Origin of the sequence: Mycobacterium sp. (genome assembly GCF_049280035.1) — a bacterium.
Taxonomy (GTDB): Bacteria; Actinomycetota; Actinomycetes; order Mycobacteriales; family Mycobacteriaceae; genus Mycobacterium.
Window position 1 is genome coordinate 1 of sequence record NZ_JBAPPI010000724.1, and the last position, 9,236, is coordinate 9,236.

General features: G+C 65.4%; 12 protein-coding genes and 1 pseudogene. 5 read left to right on the forward strand and 8 right to left on the reverse strand.

The genetic code is table 11. The features are described 5' to 3' along the window. From WAN71_RS23350 to WAN71_RS23365, 4 genes are all read left to right on the forward strand, one after another. Positions 1-484, forward strand: a 484-nt coding sequence (locus WAN71_RS23350) for a lytic transglycosylase domain-containing protein (protein WP_422227603.1), incomplete at its 5' end; no start/stop codon positions are given. A gap of 117 nt (positions 485-601) precedes the next feature. Continuing rightward, positions 602-805 (forward strand): hypothetical protein, encoded by a 204-nt coding sequence (locus tag WAN71_RS23355; protein ID WP_422227604.1) that lies wholly within the window; start codon positions 602-604, stop codon positions 803-805. A 129-nt stretch (positions 806-934) separates the two neighbouring features. Further along, on the forward strand, positions 935-1,702 hold the full coding sequence (locus WAN71_RS23360) for an SDR family oxidoreductase (RefSeq protein ID WP_422227605.1): 768 nt from the start codon (positions 935-937) through the stop codon (positions 1,700-1,702). A gap of 80 nt (positions 1,703-1,782) precedes the next feature. Continuing rightward, positions 1,783-2,241: an OsmC family protein gene (locus WAN71_RS23365; protein ID WP_422227606.1), complete on the forward strand. Its 459-nt coding sequence runs from the start codon at positions 1,783-1,785 to the stop codon at positions 2,239-2,241. 86 nt (positions 2,242-2,327) lie between these two features. On the opposite strand, the gene WAN71_RS23370 is transcribed toward WAN71_RS23365, so the two are convergent. The 5 genes from WAN71_RS23370 to groES form a co-directional block, all read right to left on the reverse strand. Further along, positions 2,328-2,906, reverse strand: coding sequence for a carboxymuconolactone decarboxylase family protein (locus tag WAN71_RS23370; RefSeq protein ID WP_422227607.1), 579 nt, complete (start codon positions 2,904-2,906; stop codon positions 2,328-2,330). Positions 2,907-2,915: 9 nt separating this feature from the next. After that, on the reverse strand, positions 2,916-3,050 hold the full coding sequence (locus WAN71_RS23375) for a hypothetical protein (protein ID WP_422227608.1): 135 nt from the start codon (positions 3,048-3,050) through the stop codon (positions 2,916-2,918). A gap of 130 nt (positions 3,051-3,180) precedes the next feature. Next, a complete protein-coding gene (locus tag WAN71_RS23380) occupies positions 3,181-4,281 on the reverse strand; it encodes a ferritin-like domain-containing protein (protein WP_422227609.1) in 1,101 nt (366 codons plus the stop codon). A gap of 176 nt (positions 4,282-4,457) precedes the next feature. Next, entirely contained in the window at positions 4,458-6,080 is a 1,623-nt protein-coding gene (gene groL / locus WAN71_RS23385) for a chaperonin GroEL (protein ID WP_422227610.1), read from the reverse strand. A gap of 90 nt (positions 6,081-6,170) precedes the next feature. Further along, positions 6,171-6,473 carry a co-chaperone GroES gene (groES, locus tag WAN71_RS23390; RefSeq protein WP_422227611.1) on the reverse strand — a complete coding sequence of 101 codons (303 nt, stop codon included), beginning with the start codon at positions 6,471-6,473 and terminating at the stop codon, positions 6,171-6,173. Positions 6,474-6,802: 329 nt separating this feature from the next. On the opposite strand from groES, the gene WAN71_RS23395 reads away from it, so the two are divergent. Continuing rightward, positions 6,803-7,441 carry a C39 family peptidase gene (locus WAN71_RS23395; protein ID WP_422227612.1) on the forward strand — a complete coding sequence of 213 codons (639 nt, stop codon included), beginning with the start codon at positions 6,803-6,805 and terminating at the stop codon, positions 7,439-7,441. A gap of 3 nt (positions 7,442-7,444) precedes the next feature. Here WAN71_RS23395 and tsaD read toward each other — a convergent pair whose 3' ends face one another. The 3 genes and pseudogenes from tsaD to WAN71_RS23410 form a co-directional block, all read right to left on the reverse strand. Continuing rightward, on the reverse strand, positions 7,445-8,470 hold the full coding sequence (tsaD, locus tag WAN71_RS23400; protein WP_422227613.1) for a tRNA (adenosine(37)-N6)-threonylcarbamoyltransferase complex transferase subunit TsaD: 1,026 nt from the start codon (positions 8,468-8,470) through the stop codon (positions 7,445-7,447). A gap of 73 nt (positions 8,471-8,543) precedes the next feature. Continuing rightward, complete coding sequence (gene rimI / locus WAN71_RS23405) at positions 8,544-9,056, reverse strand: ribosomal protein S18-alanine N-acetyltransferase (RefSeq protein WP_422227614.1); 513 nt, start codon at positions 9,054-9,056, stop codon at positions 8,544-8,546. Positions 9,057-9,103: 47 nt separating this feature from the next. After that, positions 9,104-9,236, reverse strand: a pseudogene (locus WAN71_RS23410) (tRNA (adenosine(37)-N6)-threonylcarbamoyltransferase complex dimerization subunit type 1 TsaB); the annotation flags it as partial.

The window sequence follows — 9,236 nt, forward strand, 5'->3', positions numbered from 1 at the left end:
ACCTGCTCCCGCCGACGAACTGCTGAGCTACTACCACCAGGCGGAGGCGGAATCCGGTGTCGGCTGGAATTACCTTGCCGCGATCAACCTCGTCGAAACCCGCTTCGGCAGCATCAATGGCGCAAGCACCGCCGGCGCGCAAGGACCCATGCAGTTCTTGCCCGCGACATTCGCCGCCTACGGGCAGGGCGGCGATATCCACTCACCCCGCGACAGCATCATGGCCGCGGGCCGTTACCTCGCCGCCAACGGATTTGCCAACGATCGTGATCACGCCATCTACCGGTACAACCACGCCAACGAATACGTGCGGGCGGTCAACCAATACGCAGCGCTGATTGCTGCCGATCCCGCTGCGTTTGCCGGCTACTACCGGTGGGATGTCTACTGCCGCACGACCGCGGGCGATGTGTTGCTGCCCATTGGCTACGCCGCGACGTCACCGATCCCGGTGGGGGACTATCTGACGACCCACCCGCAGTAACTCGCGGCCGAGGGCGGGGCCGAAAAAGTGTTGCCGACACTGCTTCGGCGTGCGAAGGAGGGCGGAAGCTACCGCGTCCGAGTTTCTTTGGTACGCACGGCTCTCTGGCTTCGTGAGTTGGGCATCTTCGATCGCGACTACGCGACGAAGACGGCCGGCTCAAATGATGAGCACCTCTATCCGGATCCCGATGGATTCGTTGTCGATACGCCAATGGGTCGGTATACCGGCGTCACGGAAATGATCGAGATGTCGAAGACGCCGGGTGAATACAAGCATCCATTGACACCGTTGGGGTCGTGGCAACCAAACTGGCTCTAGCCGGATGAGGCCGGCGCAGTTTGGTCCCGAGGTCAAGCCGGCCATTTAGGCCGTTCCCGAACTGTGCGACCGGTGGGGACCGGCAGCGATACAGTTCCCGTGGGCCGCCGGGAAGGATCGTGAGCCACAGTGAATGTAATGAGTCTCTTTGAGCTGCATGGCAAGAACGCTCTCGTGACTGGCGCCTCCAGCGGTATAGGCAAGCAAGTGGCGCTGGCATACGCGCAAGCCGGGGCTGCAGTGGCGATCGCCGCCCGACATCATGAGCCGCTGCAGGAAGTGGCCGCAGAGATCGTTGCCGGCGGTGGGACGGCGGTCCCCATTACCTGCGATGTCACCCAACCCGAGCTGGTGGCCGACATGCTGAACCGAGTCAACGACGAGTTGGGCGGGATCGATATCGCGGTGTGCAACGCCGGGATCATCGCCCTCAAGAGCCTGCTGGACATGCCGCTGGAGGAGTTCCAGCGCATCCAGAACACTAACGTCAACGGCGTCTTCCTCACCGCACAGGCTGCGGCGAAGGCCATGGTCGCCCAGCAACGCGCCGGAACCATCATCACCACGGCATCGATGTCGGGCCACATCGTCAACACCCCGCAGCAAGTGGGCCACTATTGCGCCTCAAAAGCAGCCGTAATCCAGCTCACCAAGGCTATGGCAGTCGAGTTCGCACCCCACAACATCCGGGTCAACAGCGTCAGCCCCGGCTACATCCTTACCGAACTGGTGGAGCCCTACTCCGAGTACCACGCGTTGTGGGAACCCAAGATCCCGCTCGGGCGCTTGGGCCGGCCGGAGGAACTCGTGGGCATATACCTCTATCTCGCAAGCGACGCGTCGAGCTACATGACCGGTTCCGACATCGTTATCGACGGCGGCTACACCTGTTGGTGATTGGCCACGGCTCAAACAGTAAAGCGTCCGTGCCGGCCGGGAGCCGCGTTAGAACCATCGTCAAACCGCCAAGGAGCTGCATGACAACACACGAGATTGCCGACGACGCGGCCTCTGAGGGCACGGTGACCGTCGCGGAGGCAGGTACGGGGACTTATACGCAGCAGATCGCCGCCGGACGCCACCGGCTCACGGCGGACGAGCCGCAGCCAATTGGCGCGGACACAGGGCCAAATCCCTACGATCTACTACTGGCCGCGCTCGGGGCATGTACCTCCATGACGGTCCGGATGTACGCCAACCGCAAGGGCTGGCCGCTCGAGCGCGTGCGAGTGACGTTGCGGCACTCGCGCATTCACGCAGAAGACTGCGCCGACTGCGAAACCAGTAGCGGGCGGATCGATCACATTGATCGCGACATCGAGTTAGCCGGCAACCTCAACGACACTCAACGGCAACAGTTACTGCATATCGCCAATCGTTGCCCTGTTCATCAGACCCTGACTTCGGAGGTCCACATCGCCACATCGTTGCGGTGACGTGCTCGTCCTCGTCGACGGGCTTGTCGACCACCGCGGTTTCGGTGGTGTGGGATTACCGCCCGCGAGTTCGGGTCGGCTCGTGGTCATCCCAGGGGGGACGTGCGCTGGCCGATCTTGTCGGTTGTTTCCATGGGCACCCTGGTGCCGTTGAGAAACAGACTCAGCAGACTGAACCAGGCGATGGTGGCGATGTATTTGCGTGTCGTTGTCGTCCCGAACGTGTCGAGCAGGGCTTGCAGGGTGTCGTCGGTGAGCGTGCCGGACGTGAGGAGCTCATCGGTGGCTGCGATCAATAGCTGATAGTCAGCGTCGAGGTTGTCGAACGTCAGAGGGCCGTCGCCGGCGATCGCGTCGATCTCGGATGTCGTGAGGCCCGCATTGCGGGCCATCTGTTCGTTCGCCTGCCACTCGTAGGGGCAGTTGAGTACCGACGCCGCACGCAAAATGATGACTTCACGGTGCTTGGCGTCGATTTCGCGCTCACCGAAGACGGCCTTCACCATGCCGATCAGCGCAGGAAAGAAGTCTCCGGTGCCGCTCATCATCTTCAGGACATTGAGTGCGGTGTCGGGGTCATACCCGTCGCCAAATGATCGGGCGATCACATCTTCGTCCGGGAGCGGAACCACCACCGACGCTTGGTACGGAGTGGGCTTTCCCATGGGCTCGCCTTAATGGTGGTGGCGGTGGTGGTGGTTGACGCCGGGGCTGCCGCTGTGGTCGTTGCAGCCCACCACCGCCATGGCGATCGCGGCCACGCAAGCAACTGACACCGCGATTTGCCGATAAAATGCCGCACGCGCCATTCGCTAATGGTGTCGTCGGCGCACTGGAGTTGTCAATGAATGCTGGCTTGCCGCCTGCGCCGAACATCGCCGTGTTCAGCGCGTCGAGCAGTTCAGGTGCGCCGCCCTCGTCGCCAAACCGGACATTGGGTTAGCTCGCGCCCGCCGCGATCACCTCGTCCACCTCGAGGGCCCGGTCGGCCATCTCGGCGTGTGCCTTGTCCAGCGCGTCGGCCTGATCCTCATCGGCCTTCATCAGCGCCTCGATGTCCAAGCCGGCCATGTCGAGCACACCCATGTCCCTGAAGGCCTTCTGCACTTTGTCGCCCCACAACCCGATGTCCTTGACGATCGGCACGATGCGGCTGAACAGGTGCGAGCGGAACTGGATCATCAGCGGCGACGTGTCGACCCACTCAGCACACGCTTGGACGTCCATGCCGAGGGTCTCGAAGACCTCCTCGCCGCGGAACCGGTCGCGCATCAGGTAACACGCGTCCACGACGAACTCTTCACGCTCGTCCCGCTCGGCCTCGGTCAGCGCGGAGTAGTAGTCCTTCAGCGAGATTCGGCCGAAGGCGACGTGCCTGGCCTCATCCTGCATGACGTAGGCCAGCACCTGCTTGGCCAGCGAGTCCTGCGCCGACATGTCCCGCAGCACCCCGAAGGCGGCGAGTGCGAGCCCTTCGATGAGGACCTGCATGCCGAGGTAGGGCATGTCCCAGCGCGAGTCGCGCAGGGTGTCGTCCAGCAGTGCCGTCAGGTGCTTGTTGATCGGGTAGACCACGTCGACCTTCTCCTGCAGGAACCGCGAGAACGCCTCGACGTGCCGGGCCTCGTCCATGGTCTGGGTGGCCGCGTAGAACTTCGCGTCCAGGTCCGGGACGACCTCGACGATCTTGGCCGCGCACACCATCGCACCCTGCTCGCCGTGCAGGAACTGCGAGAGCTGCCAGGCCTGGAAGTGCTGGCGCATCTCGGCGCGACGTGCGTCGTCTGCGGCGTCCCACATCGGGCTGCCGAACAGCGGATGGAACTCGTCAGGCAGCTCGATCGGGTTCATCGGGTCGACGTCTTGCGCCCAGTCGATGCGCGACTGCGCATCCCACTGCTTGTCCTTTCCATTTTGGTATAGGGAAAGGAGCCGGGCGCGCCCGTCGTCGTACTCCCACGTGAAGCGCGCGTCGCCGCCACTGGCGACCTCCCACGAGTAGGGCGCGGGCACGTCCGTGTACTTGTCCCTCGTGGTCATGAGCTGCCGCCTTTCTGCCCGTGTGACCAGTGGTCATATGACGAGTATCACATTGCACCGCGTGCGGCAGCGCGTCAACCCTGACGGCGGGCTACCTGACCGCGGCCCGTTCCAACACCCAACAAAGGAAGGCACCCCCGGCCAATTGACCGGGGGTGCTTCGTTAGAAGGTGCTTCTAGTGATGGTGATGGCCGTGGCCATGCCCGTGATCATCGTCGTCGTGGCTTACTTTCTCGACGATCGCGGTTTCGGTGGTCAGCACCATGCGTGCCACCGACGCCGCGTTGAGCACCGCGGACCGAGTGACCTTGACCGGGTCGATCACCCCGTCGGCGGCCAAGTCGCCGTACTTCAACGTCGCCGCGTTCAACCCGTGCCCGACCGGCAGCTCGCCGACCTTGCTGACTACGACCGCGCCGTCCAGCCCGGCATTGGCCGCGATCCAGTACAGCGGCGCGCTGAGCGCCTCGGAGAACACGTCCACGCCAACCGCCTCGTCGCCGGTTAGTGACGCCCGTAGGTTGGTCAGCGCTTTACGGGCTTGAATCAGCGACGTTCCACCGCCGGCGACGATGCCTTCCTCCACGGCGGCCTTCGCCGCGGCAACCGCGTCTTCGACGCTTTCCTTGCGTTCCTTGAGCGCGGTCTCGGTGGCGGCGCCGACCTTGATGACGGCGACCCCGCCGGCCAGCTTGGCCAGCCGCTCCTCCAGCTTTTCGCGGTCCCAGTCGGAGTCGGTGCTCTCGATCTCGGAGCGCAGTTGCTTGGCGCGGTCGGCGATGGCCTCAGCGGTGCCACCGCCCTCGACGATCACCGTGTCGTCCTTGCTCACAACGACGCGGCGGGCCGATCCGAGCACCTCAAGTCCCACCTCACGCAGCGTCAGCCCGACGTCGGGGTTGACCACCTGGCCACCGGTCACGATGGCCAAGTCATCCAGGAACGCCTTGCGGCGGTCACCGAAGAACGGCGCCTTGACCGCCACCGCTTTCAGCGTCTTACGGATCGCGTTGACCACCAGCGTCGACAGCGGCTCGCCTTCGACGTCTTCGGCGATCACCACCAGCGGCTTGCCGGACTCGGCCACCTTCTCCAGCAACGGCAGGAAGTCGGGCAGCGAGCTGATCTTGTCGCGGTGCAACAGGATCAGCGGGTCGTCGAGCACGGCCTGCTGCGCGTCGAAGTCGGTGACGAAGTACGCCGACAGGAAGCCTTTGTCGAAGCCGACGCCCTCGGTGAACTCCAGCTCGGTGCTCAGCGTGGACGATTCCTCGACGCTGACCACACCGTCGTGGCCGACTTTCGTCATCGCCTCACCGACCAGCTCGCCGATCTGCTCGTCGCGCGACGACACGGTGGCCACTTGCGCGATACCGGTCTTGCCGGACACCGGCGTGGCTGAGGCCAACAGCGCCTCGGACACCGCGTCGGCCGCCTTGGTGATTCCGACGCCGAGCGCGATCGGGTTGGCACCGGCAGCGACGTTGCGCAGCCCGGCCTTGATGATCGCCTGCGCCAGCACGGTGGCGGTGGTGGTGCCGTCGCCGGCGACGTCGTTGGTCTTGGTGGCCACCGACTTGACCAGCTGGGCTCCCAGGTTCTCGAAAGGGTCTTCCAGGTCGATCTCCCGGGCGACGGTAACACCGTCATTGGTGACCGTCGGGCCGCCAAAAGCCTTGGCCAGCACCACATGCCGGCCTCGCGGGCCCAGCGTCACCCGCACGGTGTCGGCGAGTTTATCCACGCCGGCTTCCATTGCCCGCCGCGCGGTCTCACTGAACTCAATCTGCTTGCTCATAAGTCCTTCTTGTCCCGTCTAAGAAGCGGTCCGCCCCGGAAATCTCCCACGTGTCGACGTGGGGATTGCCGGGGCGGAACACGCTCTGAGTTACTTGGCGACGACGGCCAGCACGTCGCGGGCCGACAGGATCAGGTACTCCTCGCCGTTGTACTTGATCTCGGTGCCGCCGTACTTGCTGTAGATGACGGTGTCACCTTCCGACACGTCGACCGGGATCCGCTTTGCGCCATCCTCGTCCCAACGGCCGGGGCCGACTGCGACGACGGTGCCCTCCTGGGGCTTCTCCTTCGCGGTGTCGGGAATGACCAGACCGGATGCGGTCGTGGTCTCGGCCTCGTTGGCCTGTACGAGGATCTTGTCCTCGAGTGGCTTGATCTTCACCTTCGCCACGATTGGAGCCTCCACTTAGTTGGTAGGGGGCCCGGGACCCTTGCCCCGGACCGGTATTGGTAGGGCCCGGGACCGTTGGCCCCGAACCTTCGATTACCAGGTGTTCGGCGTTCGGCCGCGCCCTCGCGTCGTCGTCGCGGGTGCCGGCACAAGGGTTCGTCCGATTGCCACCTAGCACTCTATACATGCGAGTGCTAGCACTCAAGGTCGCCTTGCTGCTTCCGGGTCGGTGAGCCCGCCGACCGCGTCCGCTCAACCGAAACCGCAGGCAGACGCCGTGCCGATCGGCATCAAGAATTCACCAAGGCCGACGGCCTAATAATGGGGTCATGTTCACCGGCATTCGAAGCGCGACCCGCACCGCTGGTGCGGCCACGATGTTTGTCGCGGCTGCCATCGGATTGGCTGGGGTCGCCCGCGCCGACGGCCAAATGTATGGCGACCCCGAAGCCGCCGCGCCCTACTGGCGCTACCAGCACCAGCAAGACTGCGGACTGATGGCCGTCGCAGACGTCGTCGGCCAACTGACCGGCAGAGAGCCGTCCCAAATCGGCATGGAGCTACGCGGGATTTTCACCAGAAGCGAATCCCACCGCGGCGACGTCTACCACTTCGACGGCACCTCGCCCCAAGACATGGTGCTGCTGCTGCAGAAACACCGCATCCAGTCCGACCTCACCACCGGCAACAGCATGGGGACACTGGAGCAGGACCTGGCCGGCGGCCACAAAGTGATCGCGGCGCTCAACGCCGAGACCATCTGGAACTACCCCGCGGGCGATGGGGACCGCACCAAACCGGACCACGCCGTCGTCGTCACCGGAGTCGATACCGGCACCAACATCGTTCACGTCAACGACAGCGGCACCCCCAACGGCCGCAACGAGCAGATCCCCCTGGCCACCTTCAGCCAAGCCTGGGCAACCAGCGACGACCTGCTGATCGTCACCCGAGAAACCGGCAACTGACGATCACCGCAGCTGCCCATTCACCACGGGCAGCCCCGGGTCGCTGGCCACATCCAGCGGCGACGGCGGTGCACCCGCGGCCACCAGATGCGCGGCGAACGCCGCGATCATCGCTCCGTTGTCGGTGCACAGCCGGGGCTGCGGGATGCGCAACGTCAATCCCGCTGCGGCACTACGCTCTTCGGCAAGCTCCCGCAGCCGCGAGTTCGCGGCCACTCCCCCGGCGATGAGGAGGGTCGATACGCCGAGCCCGGTGGCAGCGCGCACCGCCTTCATCGTCAGTACATCGGCGACGGCTTCCTGGAACCCGGCGGCGATGTCGGCGGTCGCCGCCTCCGGGTGGCTCTCCACGTACCGAGCCACTGCGGTCTTGAGCCCGGAGAAGCTGAATGCGTGCGGGTCGTCGGCCGGTCCGGTCATGCCGCGCGGGAACGCAATCGCGTGCCGGTCACCCGTGCGCGCCAGATCGTCGAGCACCTTGCCGCCCGGATAGCCCAACCCCAGCAGCCGGGCCACCTTGTCGTAGGCCTCCCCGGCGGCGTCATCGAGGGTGCTGCCCAGCTCAACGATTGGCTCGCCCAGCGAACGCACATGCAACAGGTGAGTATGCCCGCCGGATACCAGCAGCGCTACGCTCTCGGGCAGCGGCCCGTGCTGGTAGACGTCGGCGGCCAAGTGCCCGCCCAAGTGGTTCACTGCGTAGAACGGCACCTCCCAGGCAGCCGAATAAGCTTTGGCCGCAGCCACTCCCACCAGCAGCGCACCCGCCAACCCCGGGCCGATGGTGGCCGCGACGATGTCCGGTTTTTGCACGCCCGCGCCGGCCAGCGCGCGGCGCATGGCCGGACCGAGCGCCTCCAAATGAGCCCGCGAGGCGATCTCCGGGACCACACCTCCGAACCGGACGTGCTCGTCGACACTGGACGCCACCTCGTCGGCCAACAACGTCACGGCGCCGTCGGCGTCGAGCCGGGCGATGCCGACTCCTGTTTCGTCGCAAGAGGTTTCGATGGCAAGGACTATGGTCATAAGCGCCACTCTCCCCCGCAAGCGGGAGGTGCCCCCACCCCATCGCTCAGTGTCAATTCGTCGCTGGCGCGCGTCATAAGGCCTCCCGCCGCATGGTGTAGGCGTCGGCACCGCTGACCCGGTAATACCGTCGGCGCAGGCCCACTGGGGTGAATCCCACGCTGCGGTACAACGCAATCGCCGGCGCATTGTCGGTGCGGACCTCCAGGTGCACGACGGCGCCCGCGGCGAAGTTCAGCAGCTCGTCTAGCAGCCGGCGGCCGATGCCACGGCCTTGGTAAGCCGGGTCGACGCCAATGGTGTGCACTTCGTATTCGAATGGCGGGGTGCGGCCTAACCGCGAGATGCCGCCGTAGCCAACGAGCGTGTCGGGGCGGCGATCGCGAGCGCGGCTGGAAGCCGGGCGAAGCGGGTCGCCGCAATCAGCACTGGTGCGAGCGCCCACGTAGTGATTGTGCGTGGCAGCGAGTTCGCGGACGAACGCGGCCGTCGGCCATGGGTCGTCACCGGGAAACAGCAGCGCCTCCAACTCAGCGCAGCGTTCCGCATCGGCCACAGTCAACGCGCCGATCGTGGCGGTGGCCATGCCGCCGCTCCTCCTCGGGCCGTGCCGACCCGCATCGTCGCCGGCGGTCACCGCGACGCCGCTTCCCGCTCGGCCAGCGTCTTGGCATCTGGCCGGCGCAGATACAACGGCACCAGCGGCGCCGGATTGTCGGGCCATTCGGTCACAGCGGCTATCAGCCCGGCCGGTGTCGGGTACGAC

Coding starts and splice junctions, on each gene's coding strand:
- WAN71_RS23365 (WP_422227606.1), top strand. CDS start 1,783: ATGACAACACACGAGATTGCCGACGACGCGGCCTCTGAGGGCACGGTG.
- WAN71_RS23370 (WP_422227607.1), bottom strand. CDS start 2,906: ATGGGAAAGCCCACTCCGTACCAAGCGTCGGTGGTGGTTCCGCTCCCG.
- WAN71_RS23375 (WP_422227608.1), bottom strand. CDS start 3,050: ATGGCGCGTGCGGCATTTTATCGGCAAATCGCGGTGTCAGTTGCTTGC.
- WAN71_RS23380 (WP_422227609.1), bottom strand. CDS start 4,281: ATGACCACGAGGGACAAGTACACGGACGTGCCCGCGCCCTACTCGTGG.
- groL (WP_422227610.1), bottom strand. CDS start 6,080: ATGAGCAAGCAGATTGAGTTCAGTGAGACCGCGCGGCGGGCAATGGAA.
- WAN71_RS23395 (WP_422227612.1), top strand. CDS start 6,803: ATGTTCACCGGCATTCGAAGCGCGACCCGCACCGCTGGTGCGGCCACG.
- tsaD (WP_422227613.1), bottom strand. CDS start 8,470: ATGACCATAGTCCTTGCCATCGAAACCTCTTGCGACGAAACAGGAGTC.
- rimI (WP_422227614.1), bottom strand. CDS start 9,056: ATGGCCACCGCCACGATCGGCGCGTTGACTGTGGCCGATGCGGAACGC.